Origin of the sequence: Achromobacter sp. Root565 (assembly GCF_001427425.1) — a bacterium.
Taxonomy (GTDB): domain Bacteria; phylum Pseudomonadota; class Gammaproteobacteria; order Burkholderiales; family Burkholderiaceae_B; genus Achromobacter; species Achromobacter spanius_D.
The window spans coordinates 1,287,572-1,305,906 of the sequence record NZ_LMGO01000001.1; the positions used below are offsets into that span (position 1 = coordinate 1,287,572).

The following is an 18,335-nucleotide window of genomic DNA, read 5'->3' on the forward strand; positions in this document are numbered from 1 at the left end:
TGCCTCCCCCGGGAATACCGGGGCTAAACCTGGCACGCTTATTGCTTCCCTCTTTTATGCCAGTCGACGGGCAAAGCCCTCGACCCTTTTATCTAATGGAGATGACATGGCAAGCCCGAAAGACGTCCTGAAACAGATCGCCGATAACGAAGTGAAATTCGTGGATTTCCGCTTTACCGATACGGTTGGCCGTGAGCACCACGTTTCCGTGCCCACCACTGCGATCGATGAAGACAAGCTGGAAAGCGGGCAGGCTTTCGACGGTTCGTCGATCCCGGGCTGGAAGGGCATCGAAGCCTCTGACATGCTCCTCATCCCTGACTGCGCCACCGCCAACCTGGATCCGTTCCGCGAAGAGCCGACGCTGATCCTGTCGTGCGACGTGGTCGAACCGTCGGACCTGAAGGGCTATGACCGCGACCCGCGTTCGCTGGCCAAGCGCGCCGAAGCCTACCTGAAGTCCTCCGGCCTGGGCGACACCGCCTACTTCGGTCCGGAACCCGAATTCTTCGTGTTCGACGGTGTGACCTGGAACACCGACATGTCGGGCACGTTCGTCAAGATCAAGTCCGAAGAAGCGCCGTGGTCCACCGGCCTGGAATTCGAAGGCGGCAACACCGGCCACCGTCCGGGCGTGAAGGGCGGCTACTTCCCCGTTCCGCCGGTCGACTCGTTCCAGGACATGCGTTCCGAAATGTGCCTGCTGATGGAACAGATGGGCGTGCCGGTTGAAGTGCACCACCACGAAGTGGCTGCCCCCGGCCAGCTCGAAATCGGCACCAAGTTCAGCACCCTGGTGCAGCGCGCCGACTGGACCCAGATCGTCAAGTACGTCGTGCACAACGTGGCCCATGCCTACGGCAAGACCGCCACGTTCATGCCTAAGCCCATCGTTGGCGACAACGGTTCCGGCATGCACGTCCACCAGTCCATCTGGAAGGACGGCCAGAACCTGTTCGCGGGCAACGGCTACGCCGGTCTGTCCGAGTTCGCCCTGTACTACATCGGCGGCATCATCAAGCACGCGAAGGCCCTGAACGCCATCACCAACCCGGGCACGAACTCGTACAAGCGTCTGGTCCCGCACTTCGAAGCGCCCGTGAAGCTGGCCTACTCGGCCCGCAACCGTTCGGCTTCGATCCGCATTCCGTACGTCGGCAACCCGAAGGGCCGCCGCGTCGAAGCGCGCTTCCCGGACCCCCTGGCCAACCCGTACCTGGCCTTCTCGGCCCTGATGATGGCCGGCCTGGACGGCGTCCAGAACAAGATCCACCCGGGCGATCCGGCCGACAAGAACCTGTACGACCTGCCGCCGGAAGAAGACGCGAAGATCCCGACCGTCTGCGCCTCGCTGGAAGAAGCGCTGGAGTCCCTGGACAAGGATCGCGAGTTCCTGACCCGTGGCGGCGTGTTCAGCAACGACATGCTCAACGCCTACATCGACCTGAAGATGGCCGATGTGACGCGTCTGCGCATGACGACGCACCCGGTCGAATTCGACATGTACTACAGCCTCTGATGGTGTGAGGCCGTGGCTGGGGGGCGCGCGATGAGGTAGGCAGAAACTTTGCCCACACCACGCGCACCACCAGGTAGCCCCCCGACGAATTGCCCGCCCGGCCCCGCGCCGGCGGGCAGGGCGCCGGGCAGGCGCGCCCGTCGCGGACGCGTTCCGCTTTCCCCTGTCCATTCGGGTACGTTGAAAATGAATGTTGAAGCTCTCGATCTGCTAGCCACGTCAGTTTTCCTGGTCAACGAGCGCGGCCACATCGAATACGCCAACGCAGCCGCCGAGGACCTGTTCGGCCGATCGCGCAAGCAACTGGGCGGGCATTCCGCCGCCACTCTGTTCGACAACCCTGAAAATATCCAGTCATCCATCGACCGCGCCGCGGGCGGCAGGTACGCCGACGTGAGGCAACTGGCCTCGTTGCGCCGCGCCGCCGAATCCGTGGAAGTTGCGGTGACCACCGTGGGACTGACCGGCCAGCGTTGGCCGGTGCTGATCGAGACCCGCGAAATCGAGCAACGCGTGCTGGCCGACCGCAACCACCGGCTGGTGGACGAGATCGAAGCCCACCGCGAATTGCTGCGCAACCTCGCGCATGAAGTCAAGAATCCCCTGGGCGGACTGCGCGGCGCCGCGCAACTGCTGGAAGCCGAGCTGCCCAGCGCAGCCCTGGCCGAATACACCCAGGTCATCATTTCCGAAGCCGACCGCCTGCAGGCCCTGGTGGACCGCCTGAGCGGCCCGCAACGTGTGCCGCTCAATGCGCGGCCGGTGAACATCCATGAAATCTGCGAGCGCGTCTGCGCGCTGATCCAGGCCGAGTTCCGCAACGACGTCACGATTCAGCGCGACTACGACGCTTCGGTGCCGGACCTGAAGGGCGACGCCGCCCGCCTGATGCAGGCCGTGCTCAACGTGGCGCGCAATGCCGCGCAGGAACTGGTGGCGCGCCCGCAAGGCCCGCAGACCGAACCCGGCGTGGTGACGCTGCGCACCCGCGTTGCGCGGCAGGTCATGCTGGCGCATCGGCAGCACCGCCTGGCGCTCGTGCTGTCCATCATCGACAACGGTCCGGGCGTGCCGGACCACATCCGTGACCGCATCTTCCACCCGCTGGTCACAGCCAGGGCTGGCGGCACCGGCCTGGGCTTGAGCCTGGCGCAGGACTTCGTGCAACAGCACGGCGGCATCATCGAATTTGAATCCCGACCGGGGCGCACCGAGTTTCGCCTGGTCCTCCCGATGGAGCCCGCAAACTGATGAAACCCGTATGGATCGTCGACGACGACCAGGCCATCCGCTGGGTCCTCGAAAAGGCCCTGGCCCGCGCTGGCGTCACCACCCGCAGTTTTTCCCAATCGGCCGACGTGCTCGAGGCGCTTTCGCGTGAGACGCCCGTGGCGCTGGTGTCCGATATCCGCATGCCCGGCGGCAACGGCCTCGAGCTGTTGCGCCAGCTGAAGGAGCGGCATCCTGGCCTGCCGGTCATCGTGATGACCGCGTTTGCCGACCTGGACAGCACGGTCTCCGCCTTCCAGGGCGGCGCGTTCGATTACCTGGCCAAGCCGTTCGACGTGAACGAGGCCGTCGCGCTGATCCAGCGTGCCATGCAGGAATCGACCCAGCCGGAAAGCCCGGACGGGCAGGGGGAAGCCGCACAGAACAACGAGCGCTGGATGATGACGCAATCGTCGTCCACCGCCATGCAGGAAGTCTTTCGCGCGATCGGCCGGCTGGCGCAGTCCAAGGTCACCGTCCTGATCACCGGCGAATCCGGCACGGGCAAGGAACTGGTGGCCCGCGCGCTGCACGGCCACGGCGTGCGCGCCAGCGGACCGTTTGTGGCGCTGAACGCGGCGGCCATCCCGCGCGACCTGCTGGAGGCTGAACTGTTTGGCCACGAGCGCGGCGCGTTCACCGGCGCCAATAATCTGCGCCGCGGCCGCTTTGAAGAGGCGCACGGCGGCACGCTGTTCCTGGACGAAATCGGCGACATGCCGATCGAGCTGCAGACGCGTCTGTTGCGGGTGCTGGCCGAGGGCAGCTTTTACCGTGTCGGCGGCGCCCAGCCCGTACGCGTGGACGTGCGCATCGTGGCCGCCACGCACCAGCCGCTGGAGCAGCGGGTCGAGCAGGGCCTGTTTCGCGAAGACCTGTTTCACCGCCTGAACGTGATCCGGCTGCGGCTGCCGCCGCTGCGCGAGCGGGTCGAGGACATTCCCGCGCTGGCGCAGCATTTCCTGACCGCCAGCGCGCGCACGCTGGGTGTGCCCGTCAAGCGGTTGACGCCCGAGGCACTGGCCGTGCTGACCAAGTTCGACTTCCCCGGCAACGTGCGCCAGCTTGAGAACTTCTGCCATTGGCTGACAGTGATGGCGCCCGGCCAGACGGTCGACCGCGCCGACCTGCCGCCCGAGATCCGGGCCATGGAGCACCAGCCGCAGGCAGGCCTCGCGCCATCGCGGCCTCCCGTGACGGTGGCGGGCGTGGGCACGGTCGTGCAGGCCAGCGCTTATTCGTCCGAACCGGCAGAGGACGGCGCGCCGCGCAACTGGCAGGATTCGCTGCTGCGCGATGCGCAGTACCGGCTGGAGCGCGGTGAGCCGGCGGTCATGGCGACGCTGACGCGCCAGTTCGAGAAGATCCTGCTGCAAAGCGCGCTGGATGCCAGCCGCGGCCGCCGCGTCGAAGCCGCATCGCGGTTGGGAATCGGGCGCAACACCATCACGCGCAAGCTGCGCGAGCTGGGTATCGAAGACGAATAGTCCCCCGGGGCGGGCCTACATCCCGAGCAGGCTCTCGCACAGGCGCGGCGACTTCAGTTTCTGCAGCCACCACTTCATGGCTTCGCCCGGCGGCTCTGCCCGCCAGGCGTACGCCACGTGTTCCGTCAGGGACATGCCTTCATCCGTTTCGCACACCACCAGCAATCCCTGCGCCAGGTAAGGCGCGGCCAGCGTCAGCGGCAGATAACCGCAGCCTAGGCCGCGCACCTGCGCGTCGATCTTGGCCTGCATCGACGGCATCACCAGCGTCGGCTGCTCTGACAGAATGCCGCGCGACTGCACGGGCAGGTTGCGCGAGGTATCGGCAATCACCACAGCACAGTAGCGCGTGATGTCCGCGCGGCTGAGCGGTTGGGGAAGCGAGGCCAGTGGGTGGTTCGCCGCCACGCAGAACCCGAACTGCATCACGCCGATCGCCTGCGAGCGGTAAGGGCCCGTGGGTTCGCCCGCCGCGCCCGCGCCGATCACCAGGTCGGCGCGGCCGGACGTCAAGGCATCCCAATTGCCGCTCAGGACCTCGGTGGAAAAGCGCAGCGTGGTGGCGCTGCCCACCGCATGGAATTCGTCGATCAGGTCGTAGATGGGGCGCCACGGAATCACGGCGCTGACGGCGATGCGCAGCTGCACTTCCCAGCCCGTGGCGATGCGCTTGACCCGGCTGGCCAGCTCGTCCAGCGACTGCAACAGATGCCGCCCGTCCTTGAGCAGCGCCTCGCCCGCGGGGGTCAGCAGTGCGCGATGTCCGGAGCGGTCGAACAGCAGCACGTCCAGCCCGTCTTCGAGCTTGCGGATGGAATAGGTGACGGCGGAGGGCACCTTGCCCAGTTCGCGCGCCGCCTTGGCAAAGCTGCCGTGGCGCGCGATCGCGTCGACCAGGACAAGGAGTTCAGGGGTGATGGGCTGCATGGAATGGCGGCAAGTGAAGGTATTCAAATAATTTGAACGAAGTCATCAAAATATAGCGCCAAAACCAAGCGGCAGGGCGCGCAGAATACCACTCATGCCGGGGATGCAGACAAACGGCAAGGCAGAAAGCCAAGCCGGGATGCACCCCCTAATCATTCATATTATTGAAACAGGAGTTCAAGATGCTTACGATTCGCCGCGCTGCTGAACGGGGTCACGCCAACCATGGATGGCTCGATTCGTTCCATACCTTCTCCTTTGCCAACTACTACGACCCGGCTCACATGGGCTTCGGCGCGCTGCGTGTCATCAATGACGACCGCATCGCCGCCGGCCGCGGCTTCGGCACGCACGGGCACCGGGACATGGAGATCATCACCTACGTGCTGAACGGCGCGATCGCCCACAAGGACAGCATGGGCAGCGGCTCGGAAATCCAGCCGGGCAACGTCCAGCGCATGAGCGCCGGCCGCGGCGTGATGCACTCCGAGTTCAACCCCCGGCCGGACGCCGAAACGCACATGCTGCAGATCTGGATCGAGCCGAACGTGACCGGCATCGCGCCGGAATACGAAGAGCGCGCCTTCAGCGATGAGCAAAAGCGCGGCCGTCTGCAAGCCCTGGTGACGGGTGACGGCGCTGACGGGTCGATGAAGATCCATCAGGACGCCCGGCTGTACGCCGGTCTGTTCGACGGCGACGAGTCGGCTTCGCTGCCGCTGGCTGCCGGCCGCCGCGCCTGGGTCCACGTGGCCCGCGGCAGTGTGACGGTCAACGGCGCCGCGCTGAACGCCGGTGACGCCGTGGCGATCACCGACGCCGGCAGCGTCGACGTGTCGGGCGGCAAGGACGCCGAAGTGCTGGTGTTCGACCTGGCCTGACGCCAACGGCCGGGCGGATTCTGGAATCCGCCCGGTTTCACACATTACCGGCCGCGAGGCCATTAAGATGGCCCCAGGCCTATCCATGCGGAGCATTGCACCATGTCGACCCTGTCCCAAGCCGGCGAAAGCCAGATCGAAACCGTAGTGGTGCCGCGCACCAGCGACCTGGGCGGATTTTCCGTCCGCCGCGCCATTCCCTCCATGCAGCGCCGCAGCGTTGGTCCGTTCGTCTTCCTGGACCAGATGGGACCGGCGGACTTCGACGTCGGCGCCGGCATCGACGTGCGGCCGCACCCGCATATCGGTCTGTCCACCGTGACCTACCTGTACGAAGGCTCCATGGTCCACCGCGACGGCGCGGGCAACACGCAGACCATTCTGCCGGGCGAAGTGAACTGGATGACCGCCGGCCGCGGCATCGTCCATTCCGAACGCTCGTCGCCAGAAAGCCGGCTGGCGCCGCAACGCCTCTGTGGACTGCAGATCTGGGTCGGGCTGCCCAAGGCGCACGAAGAAACCGATCCGGGCTTCACGCACTACGGGCTGGATGCGCAGCCGGTGATCGAAGGCGAGGGCGTGCGCGCCCAGGTTGTGGCCGGTTCGCTGTTCGGCAAGACGTCGTCGGTCAAGACGCTGTCGCCGCTGTTCTATGGCGACCTGCAACTGCAGGCCGGCGCGACCACGGTGTTGCCAGCGGAGCATGAAGAACGCGCCGCCTACCTGGCGCAAGGCGAGGTGGAAATCGACGGCCAGACCTACGAGAGCGGGCGCCTGGTTGTCTTCGCCCCGGGCAAGCCGGTGCAGATCCGCGCCAGGACGGCCGCACGTTTCGCGGTGCTGGGCGGCGAGCCGCTCGACGGTCCGCGCTTCGTGTGGTGGAACTTTGTGTCCAGCAGCAAGGACCGCATCGAGCAGGCCAAGCAGGATTGGCAGCGCACGCGCTTCGATCAGATCGTGCCCGGCGACGAAACCGAGTTCATCCCGCTGCCCGAAGCCCGCGCCTGAGCGGGGTGGGATGACAATGCGTGATGGGGGATGTCATGCCGCCCCATGATCGTGTAACTTTTATTGTTTATTTTTGAGGGTTACACTGTCGCCGGAGATCACCATGAACACCAGCCACGCACCCGAATTCCGACAGCTGGGCGATCACGTCGCCCTGGACATGATCAACACCGTCGAGCAGAGCAGCGCCGGCCCGGTCGACCGATGGCAGTCGGATGCGGACGTGGCGGGCTGGCTGTCGCTTGCGGGCGTTGCCGCCGCGCAGGGCGCCGCGCCTTCCGGTCTGCTGGAAAGCGCGCGCGGACTGCGCGAAACCGTCCGAGCGTTGGTGGCCCAGCGCAAGGCGCACGCGCCGCTGGCGTTATCGGCGCTGAATCGCGCGCTGGCGGCGGGCGGCAGTCACCTCGAGCTTGCGCCGGTGGATGACGGCAGCCTGGTGATGTCGCGCCGGTACCCATCGCAAACGGCGGCGCAATGGTTGCTTCCGGTGGCAGAGGCGGCGGCCGATCTGCTTGCGCATGGCGATTTTCGGCTGGTGCGTAAATGCGAAAGCGATACCTGCTCGTTGTGGTTTTACGACCGGACGCGGTCGCACAAGCGTCGCTGGTGCAGCATGGCGCTGTGCGGCAACCGGCACAAGGTGGCGGCGTTCCGGCAGCGCGAGGCAGCCGACGCCAGCGCCAAGGCGAAATGACAACACGCGACGACTCCCAGCCCGGCTCATGCCGGGCTTTTTCATGGCTGGCTGCCGGGAAGGCTGGGGTTGGCAATTCGGAAAACCGTTCGTAACTTGTAAAACGGTTGTTGACAGGTTACGAGAAATGCGTAGACTGTGCCGTGAAACATCCAACCCGTCGCAGGATGCCGGTGTCTGACACCCTGGGGAGATGATCTCCAGCCTGCCGTAACGCCTCAACGGGTGTCAGACACCTACATTGCGACAGCGCAACAACGGCAGACACCCGCTTCTTTTCGAATTCCGAATCCCTCCCGGAGACCATCATGAACGCCCAGTCCGACAACATCGTCCATTACCGCCACGCGCAAGCCGACGGCCTGCGGTTTTTCTATCGCGAAGCCGGCGATCCGCAAGCGCCCGTGCTTCTGCTGCTACATGGCTTTCCCACGTCGTCGCATCAGTTCCGCACCGTCATCCCGCAGCTGGCCAAGCACTTTCGCGTCATCGCGCCCGATCTGCCCGGGTTCGGTTTTACCGAAGTCCCGGCCGAGCGCGGCTATCGCTACACCTTCGACAACCTGGCCAAATCGCTGGAAGCGTTTGTCGACGAACTGGGGCTGACCCGCTACGCGATGTATTTCTTTGACTACGGCGCGCCGACCGGATTGCGGCTGGCGGTGGCGCACCCCGAGCGCGTGACCGGTCTGGTTTCGCAGAACGGCAACGCCTACCTCGACGGCCTGGGCGATGCCTGGGCGCCCATCCGCGCCTACTGGAACGATCCGACCCCCGCAAACCGCCAGACCATTCACGACGCCATCCTGAACTTCGAAGGCACGAAGTGGCAGTACGTGCATGGCGTGGGCGATCCGGACGGCGTCGCGCCCGAAGGCTATACGCTGGACGCGGCCCTGCTTGAACGGCCGGGCAACAAGGACATCCAGCTAGATCTGTTTCTGGACTATGCGAACAACCTGACGCAGTACCCGGCATTCCAGGCGTTCTTCCGCCAGGCCCAGGTGCCCACATTGGCGATCTGGGGCCGCAACGATCCGTTCTTCATACCGCCCGGTGCAGAGGCCTATCGCCGTGACAACCCGGATGCCGTGGTCGAACTGCTGGACACCGGCCACTTCGCGCTGGAAACTCACGGCCATTACATCGCCCAGCGCATCGTCGATGTGTTGGGACGCTGACCGGCGAGGGCGGCCCGATGGTCCCACCGCCCGGTCTTCACGGCAGGAGCCCGCATGACGCGCCACTTTGACGACCTTCAGCTGGGCAGCATCGAGATGTTCTGCCTGGCGGCGGAACTCACCAGTTTCACCGCCGCCGCCAACGCCGCGGGCGTTACGCCGGCGGCCGTCAGCCGCAGCGTCTCGCGGTTGGAAGCGCGGCTGGGCATCCGGCTGTTCGTGCGCAGCACGCGGCACATCCGGCTTAGCGACGAGGGCCGCGCCTACTTCGAGCAGGTGCGCCCGGCCATTGCTCAACTGGTCGACGCCGAACGTCAGGTGGGCGGGCAGGGCGCGGCGGGGCGGCTGCGCATCAGCCTGCCCACGCCCTATGCGCATTACCGCGTCCTGCCGCTGCTGCCCGCGTTTCGCGAGCAATATCCCAACGTGGACGTGCACGTCCACATCAGCAACCGCAATGTCGATTTTGCCGACGACGGCTATGACCTGTCGGTGCGCGGGCGCGCGCCCGACGACTCGGCGCTGATCGCGCGCAAGCTGGAGGACGCGGAGCTGGTGGTGGTCGGCGCGCCCGGGTACCTGCGCAGGCGCGGCACGCCGCAATCGCTGGAAGATCTGGCCGCGCACGATTGCATCCAGTTCGACCGGCCCAGCAGCGGGCGCCGCATTCCGTGGACGTTTCAGGTGGAGGGCGAAGCGGTCGACATCGTGACCGACGGCGCCTATGGCACGGGCGAGGACGTGCTGGGCGGCGTCACGCTGGCCCGGGCGGGCGCGGGCCTGTTCCAGACCTATCGCTTTGTGGTCGAAGACGACCTGCGCGAGGGCAGGCTGGCCGAGGTGTTGCCCCAGCATGGCGGCAGCACCCGGCCGTTCGTGTTGCTGTACCCGCATGCCCGGCACGTATCGCGCCGGGTTCGGGCGTTTGTCGATTTTCTGGTCGACAAGCTGGCGGACTGAGCGGGGTCAGGCGCCTTTCAGCTGGGCAATGACCACCAGCATCACCGCCGCGTTGCCCGGCTGCTGCGCGACCGAATTGGCGGTGCGCGCGTGGCCGGCCTTCTCGCCGAGCACCCGCGCAAACAGGCCGGATGCGCCATCCAGCACGGCGGGCTGATCCAGAAAGCCCGGCGCGCTGGCGACATAGCCTTCGACGCGGACAAGGTGGTCCAGGCGGTCGAAGCTGCCGGTGTGCTGGCGGATCTGCGCCAGCACGTTCAGCGCGGCCAGTTCGGCGGCCTGCCGGCCCTGGTCGACGGTAAGCTCCGTCCCGACTCGGCCCTGCCACGCCACGTGCCCATCGCGCAGCGGCAATTGGCCCGAGATAAAGAGCAGGTCGCCCGCCTGGCTGACGGCGGTGTATTGGCCCAGCGGCTGGGGCGCGGGTGGAAGAATCAGGCCGAGTTCGGCCAATCTGGCGTCAATGGACATGGTGGATCTCTCGGTGATGCGACGCCCGCCGCGCGGCGGGCGTCCGCTTGGGTTGCTACCAGTGGCCGGCGGCGGCGCCGCCATCGACCGGAAGGATCGCGCCGGTGGTGTAGGCCGAGTCCGTCAGATAGGTGACCGCCCCGACGATGTCTTCCACCTTGCCCATGCGGCCGGCCGGCTGCAACGAATTCAGGAAGCCGAATGTGGCGGGGTCGTGCATGGGCGTCTCGATGATGCCGGGCGCCACCGCATTGACGCGGATGTTCCGGTCCGACAGTTCGATCGCCAGGGCCCGCGTGGCGTGGTTCAGGCCGCCCTTGATCAGCACCGGCAGCAGCGCCGGGACGCGGCTGCTGGGCTGCATGGCGATGCTGGCCGTGATGTTGACGATGTGGCCGTCGCGGTATTCCGACATGTGCGCCGCCGCCTGCTGGGTGATGTGAAAGAAGCCCTTCAGGTTGGTGTCGATGATGCGATCCAGGTCTTCGTCGGTGTATTCGCCCAGGGGCTTGGGAATGAAGATCCCGGCGTTGTTGACCAGCACGTCGATGCGGCCGAACCTCTCGGTGGCCTGGTGCACGATGTCGCGGGCGGTGCTGGCCAGGGCGATGTCGCCGGCCACGGCCAGGAAGCGGTCGGGCAGGCCCAGGCCTTCCTGCGCCAGGCGTTCGGCGGCCGCATCCAATCCCTGCTGGCTGCGGGCGTTGCCCACCACGTTGTCGCCGCGGCGCAGGTATTCCTGCGCCAGGGCAAATCCGATTCCGCTGGACGCGCCCGTGATCACTACAGTCTTGTTCGACATTTCAATACTCCGGTTTGGCATTTGAGGGTGCCTGCGCGCTCAGACAGTGAAACGAACTATAGGAGCGGGCGGGCCGGCGATAAATGCCCGCGGCGGAACATGAATTGATACCTGGCGGAACAAGCCGGAGCGATCGCGCTGTGCGCCCGCGCTGTCCGGCGATAAGATGCGCTACCCGTGCATAACGACAAACGGGAGGGAGACATCATGCATCGCTACACCCACAATGCGCTGCGCGGCCTGGCCGCGCTGGCGCTGATCCAGTGCGCCGTGCCCGCGCACGCCGCGGGCTATCCGGCCAAGCCCATCACCTTCATCGTGCCGTACACGGCTGGCGGCACGACCGATCTGGTCGCGCGCACGGCGGGTCAGAAAGTGGCAGAGAAACTCGGGCAGCCGGTCATCGTCGAGAACCGTCCCGGCGCGGGCGGCAACATCGGCATGGACGCGGTCGCCAAGGCCGCGCCGGACGGCTATGTCATCGGCTTTGGCGCAGTATCCACGAACGCGCTCAATCCGTTCGTGTACCCGAAAATGCCGTTCGACCCGACCAAGGATTTCACGGGGATCAGCATGTTGGGGGCGTCCTCCGTGGTGCTGGAGGTGGGCCCGTCGGTCAAGGTGGACAGCGTCAAGGACCTGGTCGCCTACGCCAAGGCGAATCCCAATACGTCGTACGGCACGCCCGGCACGGGCACGTCCATGCACCTTGCGGGGGTGATGTTCGACCAGTTGACCGGCGCCGGCATGCAACACGTGCCCTACAAGGGCAGCGCCCAGGCGCTGAACGATCTGCTGGGCGGCCACCTGCCGGTGATGTTCGACAACCTGCCCGCGTCGCTGCCGCACATCAATGCGGGCAAGGTCCGCGCGCTGGCTGTTACCGGCAGCAAGCGCGCGCCGGCGTTGCCGGACGTGCCGACGCTGGCCGAACTGGGGTATTCGGGCGCGGTGGTGGATCCGTGGTTCGCGGTCTATGGCCCAGCCGGCATGTCGCCTGACGTGACGCGCGTGCTGAGCGACGCCTTCCAGGCGGCGCTTGCGATGCCGGACGTCAAGGACAAGCTGGAGAAGGCCGGCTTCATGCCCTATGGCTCGACGCCGCAGGAAGTCGAGCGGCTGACCCAAAGCCAGCACGAGGCCTTCAAGGCCTTGTCGCAGGAGGTGAAGCTGTCGACGGATTGATCCGCCGGGCGGCGCCCGCGCGTTCCGCTACCGGCCGCGCGCCAGCGCCTGTTCGCGCTGTTCTTCAAGCGCCTCGCGGCGGATGAAGTCGCGTACGAAGGTGTCGGCCGGGTTGTGGTGCAAGTTGTAGGGCGTGTCCCATTGCGCGATGCGGCCCTTGGCCATCACCCCGATGCGGTCGGCAATGGCGAACGCTTCGGCCTGGTTGTGCGTGACCAGGATCGCTGTGTGTCCCGTGGTCTTCAGGATCTCGCGCACCTCGAAGGCAAGCCGCTCGCGGGTGTCCACGTCCAGGTTCGAAAACGGTTCGTCCAGCAGCAGCAGGTCGGGCGAGGGCGCTAGCGCACGGGCCAGGGCCACGCGTTGCTGCTGGCCGCCGGAGATCTCGTGCGGATAGCTGTTGGCGGCGTGCGCCAAACCGACGAGTTCCAGCATTTCTTCGACGCGGCGCGCACGGTCTGGACGGGGCAGCTTGCGCAGGCCGAACGCCACGTTCAGCGCCACGGTTAGGTGAGGAAACAGCGCGTAGTCCTGGAACATCATGCCCACGCGGCGCAGCTCGGGCGCGACCTGTTCGGTGGGCGACGAGATGACCGAGCCATCCAGCAGGATGCGGCCGGCGCGCACCGGCTCGAAGCCGGCAATGGCACGCAGCACGGTGGTCTTGCCGCAACCGGACTCGCCCAGCAGGCAGCCGATATGACCGGCGGGCAGTCCCAGCGACAAGTCCTGCACGATGGGCTTCAAGCCAGCGGGCGTGTCGTAGGCGAGGGAAATGTGGTCGATTTCAAGCAGATCGGGCACGGTGATCAATGTCCCATTTTCAGATTGGTGCGCGCCAGCAGGATGACCGGCAGCAGGCCGGCCAGCACGATGGCCAGCGCGGCCACGGCGCCTTCTTCATATGTGCCGCGCGCGGCTTCCGCGTAGAGCCACGTGGCCAGGGTGTCGAAATTCATGGGGCGCAACAGCAGGGTGGCGGGCAGTTCCTTCATGGCGTCCACGAACACCAGCAGCGCGCTCGCGGCCAGCGCGGGGCGCAGCAAGGGCAGGTGGACGCGGCGCAACGTGCCGCCCGACGTCTCGCCCAGCAGGCGCGATGCCTGTTCCAGCGATGGCGGGATGCGCGCCAGGCCGGCTTCCAGCGCCCCGGTCGAAATCGCCAGGAAGCGGATCGCATAGGCGCACACCAGCGCGCCCATTGAACCCATCATGAACAAGCCCGTGCCGCCGAACACGCGTGCGACTGCGGTGTCGATCCACACGAACGGCGTCAGCAGGCCGATGGCCAGCACCGTGCCGGGCACCGCGTAGCCCAGGCTGGCGATGCGCGCGCAGGCGCGGCCCGGGTTGAAGCCGGCGCTTTCACGCAGGGTGCGGCCCGCCCACGCAACGATCAGCCCGCACAGCAAAGTGACCACCGTGGCGCTGGACGCGACGATCAGGGTGTTGCTCAGGCCGCCAATCAACTGGTCGGACACGCCGCCCACCAGGTGAAGCCGCTTGTAGGTTTCAACGACGAGATACAACGCCGGCGCGACGAATCCGATCAGGACGGGAATCCAGCCCAGTATGGCGGCCACGGCGGCCGCCGCGCCATGCAGCCGGCGCGGCTGCATCGGGCGCATGCGCTGCGTGTTGGCGTAGCGCTGCCGCTTGCGGCCATGGCGTTCAAGCAGGATCAGACCAATGACGATCGCCAGCATCGTCAGCGCGATCTGCGCTGCGCCGGCCAGGTCAGAACGGGTTACCCATGTGGTGTAGACAGAGACGGTCAGCGTCTGCACGCCGAGGAACTCGGAGGCCCCGATGTCGTTCAGGGTCTCCAGCAGCGCCAGGCTGACGCCCACCACGATCGCCGGACGGGCGAGGGGCAGCGCGACGCGGCAGAACACCGCCACGCGGCCCGCGCCCAGCGTGCGGGCGGCTTCAAGCAGGCTGGCGGCCTGCGTCATGAACATGACGCGGGTGCTGAGGTAGACATAGGGATACAGCACGAAACCCAGCACGAAGATCGCGCCATAAATGGAGCGCAGGTCGGGCAGGCGGAATTGGCGCGGGCTGTCGAAACCCAGCATGGCGCGGATCGCCGTCTGGATGGGCCCGATGGGATGCAGCAAGTCCAGGTAGGCGAAGGCGATGATGTAGGTGGGCACCGCCAGCGGCAGCAGCAGCGCCCAGGTCAGCATTCGGCGGGTGGGAAACTCGTACGCGGTCACCAGCCATGCGGCGCCCGTGCCAAGCAAGGTCACGACGATGCCCACACCGGCCAGCAGCATGACGGTATTGGCGAAGGCTTGCGGCAACACATAGCTGGCCAGGTGGTGCCAATGTTCCAGGCTGCCGCCCAACGCCCACCAGCCCAGCGTCAAGACCGGCGCAAGCACCGCCAGCGCGATCAGGGCCGCGCCAACGAGCCAGCCGGTTCCGCGTTCAGACCAGCGTAGCCGCAGCGGCCTGGGCAAGGATTCTGTATGCATGCTTCAAAGTCGGTTGCATCAATGGCAAGGCCTGCTCCCCCAAAAAAGCGGGAACAGGCCCTACGCTTTGCGCCCAATCAGGCGCGCGCGTGTCACTACAGCAGGGTCACGCCATGCCCGGGGGCAGGCGGTCCGGCAGCTTATCAGTTGTCGAAGCCGACCTTGTCGACGAGTTCGCTGGCTTGCTTGCGATGCTTGGCGATCTCGGTCAAGGGCAGGGGATCGACCTTCAGTTCGCCGAAGCTGGCAATCACCGGGTCCAGCTTCACGCCCTTGCGGACGGGGTACTCGTAATTGGCCTGCGCGTACAGGGCTTGGGCCGGTTCCGAAACCAGGAAGTCCAGCAGCTTGACCGCGTTGGCCTTGTTGGGGGCGTGCGCCGCGACGGCTGCGCCGCTGACGTTCACGTGCGTGCCGCCGCTCTTGGCATTGGCGAAGGTCGGGCGGATGACCTTGATGGCATCGCCCCACTTGCGCGCGTCGGTGCCGGGTTCGGCGTTCTTCATGTGGCCGACATAGTAGGCGTTGGCCAGACCGATGTCGCAGATGCCGCCCAGAATGTCGCGCGCCACGTCGCGGTCGCCGCCGGCCGCCTTGCGGGCCAGGTTGGCCTTCACGCCGCGCAGCCATTTTTCGGTGGCTTCGGCGCCGTCATGCGCGATCATGGAGGCGACCAGCGCGGTGTTGTAGGGGTGCTGGCCAGAGCGGATGCAGACCTTGCCCTTCCACTTGGGATCGGCCAGATCTTCGTAGCGGAAGGATTCGAGCTTCAGGTCCTTTTCCACGTACAGCACGCGGTCGCGCAGCGACAGGGCGTACCATTTGCCATCGGCGCCGCGCAGGTTGTCCGGAATGACCGAATTGAGCGTGTCGGACTTGATGGACTGCGTCACGCCGCCGTCCACCAGATCCAGCAGGTTGCCGATGTCCACCGTCATCAGCACGTCGGCGGGCGACTTGGCGCCTTCGGCCTTGACGCGTTCCAGCAGGCCGTCCTTGACGAAGACGGTATTGACCTTGATGCCGCTTTCCTTCGTGAAGGCATCCAGCAGCGGCTGGATCAGCTTGGGTTCCCGGGTGGTGTACAGGCTGACTTCCTCGGCGGCGTTGGCCGACACGGTGAAGGCAGCAGCGCCGGCGAGCGCCAGCGCGCGCAGCAGCGAATTCAATTGGGGACGCTTGATCATGAAGGAACTCCAGCTAGGGCCGAAACGAAGGTTGCCGCGGGGCGCCGCCATTTACAGCGACGCGCCGCTGCGAAAAGCGGTCTGCTAACGAAAATGATTATCAAGTGAGAACGCGACGATAACAGGAAGCATTGAGCCGTTCAACTATCAGTAAGCATAGGGTTCAAGACGTTGATCCCCGTCAAGTTGGAATAAGGGTATTACGGAATAATGAGAGCAGTTATCATCAAGTCCCTGTAGAATAGGGACAACCCTAATGCCGACCGCGGCCTTTTTTTGCGGCTCGGAATGACCTCGCGGCATAGCCGGGCTTCGCCCGGCCACCGCCCGCCCTTACTGAATACGACATGGCTGCTTTCAACACTGAGCGCGTACTTAGCGTGCACCACTGGAACGACACCCTGTTTTCCTTCACCACGACGCGTGATTCGGCCTTGCGGTTCCACAACGGCCACTTCGTGATGATCGGCCTCGAAGTTGAAGGCAAGCCGCTGCTGCGGGCCTACAGCATCGCCAGCGCCAACTACGAAGAAAACCTCGAATTCCTCAGCATTAAGGTGCAGAACGGCCCGCTCACGTCGCGCCTGCAGCACCTGAAAGAGGGTGACACCATCCTCGTCAGCCGCAAGCCCGTCGGCACCCTGGTCGTGGACGACCTCAAGCCCGGCAAGCACCTGTTCCTGTTCGGCACCGGCACCGGTCTCGCGCCCTTCATGAGCATCATCAAAGACCCGGACATCTACGAACGCTTCGACAAGGTCATCCTGGTGCACGGCGTGCGGTGGGTCAGCGAGCTGGCCTACGCCAACTACATCGAAAACGAGCTGCCGAACAACGAATTCTTCGGCGATATCGTGCGCGACAAGCTGGTCTATTACCCCACCGTGACGCGCGAGCCTTTCCGCAATCAAGGCCGCATCACCGAGCTGCTCGAAAACGGCAAGCTGTGCGCCGACATCGGCATTCCGCAAATCAATCCCGAAACCGATCGCGCCATGATCTGCGGCAGCCCGCATATGCTGGCTGACATCAGCGCCATGCTCGACAGCCGCGGCTTCGCCGTGTCGCCGGGCGTGGGCCAGCCGGGTGACTACGTCGTCGAACGCGCCTTCGTGGACAAATAAGCCAAGCAGTTTCGGTTTCGTGGTTTCAACAAAAAACCCATCGCATTCGCGATGGGTTTTTTGCTTTGGTGTTTTTACCGCTGCAACGAGCCAGCGGTGTCTGACACCCGGTGGAGAGCTGCCGCAAGCCTGCTAAGGCGACTCATGGGTGTCAGACACCTGGATGCAGCGCCGGCAACTCAACCTGCGTAAATCATTCGGGCTGAATGCCGGCCTTCTTGATGATGTCGCCCCACTTCTTGGATTCCGCCTGCTGGAACTTGGTCAGCTCGTCGGGCGTGGAGGAGGCGGCGTCGGTGCCGGTCTGCGCGTAGAACTGTTGGGCCGGCTTGGCCTTGGTGGCGTTGACCAGCAATTCGTTCAGGCGCTTGACCACGTCGGGCGGCGTGCCGGCCGGGGCGTAGGCCGCGAACCAATAGCCCATCTCGTAGCCGGGCACGCCGGCCTCCGAAATGGTCGGCACGTCGGGCGCCAGCGGCGAGCGCGCCTGGCCCGTGACGCCCAGCGCGCGCAGCTTGCCGGATTTGACCTGCGGCAGGCCCGTCGCGGTGTCGGTGATCATCATGTCAATCTGGCCGCCCAGCAGGTCGGTGACGGCGAGCGGGTTGCTCTTGTAGGGCACGTGCAGCAGTTGCACGTTGGCCATCTGCTGCAGCAATTCACCGGCGATGCGGCTGCTGGAGCTGCCGCTGCCAAAGCTCAGCTTGCCCGGCGACTGCTTGGCCTGGGCCAGGAAGTCGCCCACCGTCTTGGCGGACGAACTGGGATTGACGACCATGATCTGCCCACCCTTGCCCAGCAGCGTGAGCGGCGCGAAATCCTTGACGGGATCGTAGGTCAGCGACTTGTACAGGTGCTCGTTGGCCGCATGTGTGGTGTTGGTGGTGATCAGGACCGTGTAGCCATCGGGCGCTGCGCGCGCGCCGGCTGCCGCGCCGATCATCGCGCTGGCGCCGGGCTTGTTCTCGATGACGACGGCCTGGCCCGTCTGTTCGGTGACGCCCTGGCCGATGGCACGGCCGATCTGGTCGGTGGCGCTGCCTGCGGCGAACGGCACGATGAAGGTGATGGGCTTGGCCGGAAATTGCGCCATGGCCGATAGGGGCAGGGCGGCGGCCAATAGCAGGGCCAGCCGGCCCTTGGTCGTGATGCGCATGTGT

17 protein-coding genes are annotated in these 18,335 nt (G+C 65.7%); 10 read left to right on the forward strand and 7 right to left on the reverse strand.

Annotated elements, in window-relative coordinates:
• Window positions 1-106 precede the first annotated feature (106 nt).
• The 3 genes from glnA (at window position 107) to ntrC (ending at window position 4,275) form a co-directional block, all read left to right on the forward strand.
• Window positions 107-1,519 (forward strand): type I glutamate--ammonia ligase, encoded by a 1,413-nt coding sequence (glnA, locus tag ASD71_RS05790; RefSeq protein WP_056560974.1) that lies wholly within the window; start codon window positions 107-109, stop codon window positions 1,517-1,519.
• A gap of 186 nt (window positions 1,520-1,705) precedes the next feature.
• On the forward strand, window positions 1,706-2,770 hold the full coding sequence (glnL, locus tag ASD71_RS05795; protein ID WP_056560977.1) for a nitrogen regulation protein NR(II): 1,065 nt from the start codon (window positions 1,706-1,708) through the stop codon (window positions 2,768-2,770).
• Entirely contained in the window at window positions 2,770-4,275 is a 1,506-nt protein-coding gene (gene ntrC / locus ASD71_RS05800; protein ID WP_056560980.1) for a nitrogen regulation protein NR(I), read from the forward strand. The genes glnL and ntrC overlap by 1 nt, the downstream gene beginning before the upstream one ends.
• Before the next feature lie 15 nt (window positions 4,276-4,290).
• On the opposite strand, the gene ASD71_RS05805 is transcribed toward ntrC, so the two are convergent.
• Complete coding sequence (locus ASD71_RS05805; RefSeq protein ID WP_056560983.1) at window positions 4,291-5,202, reverse strand: LysR family transcriptional regulator; 912 nt, start codon at window positions 5,200-5,202, stop codon at window positions 4,291-4,293.
• A 182-nt stretch (window positions 5,203-5,384) separates the two neighbouring features.
• On the opposite strand from ASD71_RS05805, the gene ASD71_RS05810 reads away from it, so the two are divergent.
• The 5 genes from ASD71_RS05810 to ASD71_RS05830 all read left to right on the forward strand — a co-directional run bounded on the left by ASD71_RS05810 (window position 5,385) and on the right by ASD71_RS05830 (window position 9,926).
• Entirely contained in the window at window positions 5,385-6,083 is a 699-nt protein-coding gene (locus ASD71_RS05810) for a pirin family protein (RefSeq protein ID WP_056560985.1), read from the forward strand.
• Window positions 6,084-6,185: 102 nt separating this feature from the next.
• The gene (locus ASD71_RS05815) at window positions 6,186-7,091 is read left to right on the forward strand and encodes a pirin family protein (RefSeq protein ID WP_056560988.1); all 906 of its coding nucleotides are present in this window, start codon (window positions 6,186-6,188) and stop codon (window positions 7,089-7,091) included.
• 103 nt (window positions 7,092-7,194) lie between these two features.
• Window positions 7,195-7,785, forward strand: a complete 591-nt coding sequence (locus tag ASD71_RS05820) for an ABATE domain-containing protein (protein WP_056560991.1) — start codon at window positions 7,195-7,197, stop codon at window positions 7,783-7,785.
• Window positions 7,786-8,093: 308 nt separating this feature from the next.
• Window positions 8,094-8,966, forward strand: coding sequence for an alpha/beta fold hydrolase (locus ASD71_RS05825; protein WP_056560994.1), 873 nt, complete (start codon window positions 8,094-8,096; stop codon window positions 8,964-8,966).
• A 54-nt stretch (window positions 8,967-9,020) separates the two neighbouring features.
• A complete protein-coding gene (locus ASD71_RS05830; protein ID WP_056560997.1) occupies window positions 9,021-9,926 on the forward strand; it encodes a LysR family transcriptional regulator in 906 nt (301 codons plus the stop codon).
• A gap of 6 nt (window positions 9,927-9,932) precedes the next feature.
• Here the strand turns inward: ASD71_RS05830 and ASD71_RS05835 are convergent, their stop codons facing one another.
• Window positions 9,933-10,397 carry a RidA family protein gene (locus ASD71_RS05835; protein WP_056561000.1) on the reverse strand — a complete coding sequence of 155 codons (465 nt, stop codon included), beginning with the start codon at window positions 10,395-10,397 and terminating at the stop codon, window positions 9,933-9,935.
• Window positions 10,398-10,452: 55 nt separating this feature from the next.
• Entirely contained in the window at window positions 10,453-11,199 is a 747-nt protein-coding gene (locus ASD71_RS05840; protein WP_056561002.1) for an SDR family NAD(P)-dependent oxidoreductase, read from the reverse strand.
• A gap of 207 nt (window positions 11,200-11,406) precedes the next feature.
• Between ASD71_RS05840 and ASD71_RS05845 the strand changes: the two genes are divergently transcribed.
• Window positions 11,407-12,384, forward strand: a complete 978-nt coding sequence (locus ASD71_RS05845) for a tripartite tricarboxylate transporter substrate binding protein (RefSeq protein ID WP_056561004.1) — start codon at window positions 11,407-11,409, stop codon at window positions 12,382-12,384.
• Window positions 12,385-12,411: 27 nt separating this feature from the next.
• On the opposite strand, the gene ASD71_RS05850 is transcribed toward ASD71_RS05845, so the two are convergent.
• From ASD71_RS05850 to ASD71_RS05860, 3 genes are all read right to left on the reverse strand, one after another.
• A complete protein-coding gene (locus tag ASD71_RS05850) occupies window positions 12,412-13,188 on the reverse strand; it encodes an ABC transporter ATP-binding protein (protein WP_056566461.1) in 777 nt (258 codons plus the stop codon).
• A gap of 5 nt (window positions 13,189-13,193) precedes the next feature.
• Window positions 13,194-14,864 (reverse strand): iron ABC transporter permease, encoded by a 1,671-nt coding sequence (locus tag ASD71_RS05855; protein WP_056561007.1) that lies wholly within the window; start codon window positions 14,862-14,864, stop codon window positions 13,194-13,196.
• A 143-nt stretch (window positions 14,865-15,007) separates the two neighbouring features.
• Complete coding sequence (locus tag ASD71_RS05860) at window positions 15,008-16,051, reverse strand: Fe(3+) ABC transporter substrate-binding protein (RefSeq protein ID WP_056561010.1); 1,044 nt, start codon at window positions 16,049-16,051, stop codon at window positions 15,008-15,010.
• Window positions 16,052-16,398: 347 nt separating this feature from the next.
• Here ASD71_RS05860 and ASD71_RS05865 point away from each other — a divergent pair, with 347 nt between their 5' ends.
• Window positions 16,399-17,175 (forward strand): ferredoxin--NADP reductase, encoded by a 777-nt coding sequence (locus tag ASD71_RS05865; RefSeq protein ID WP_056561013.1) that lies wholly within the window; start codon window positions 16,399-16,401, stop codon window positions 17,173-17,175.
• 193 nt (window positions 17,176-17,368) lie between these two features.
• Here the strand turns inward: ASD71_RS05865 and ASD71_RS05870 are convergent, their stop codons facing one another.
• Complete coding sequence (locus ASD71_RS05870; protein WP_056561016.1) at window positions 17,369-18,331, reverse strand: tripartite tricarboxylate transporter substrate binding protein; 963 nt, start codon at window positions 18,329-18,331, stop codon at window positions 17,369-17,371.
• Window positions 18,332-18,335: the final 4 nt, after the last annotated feature.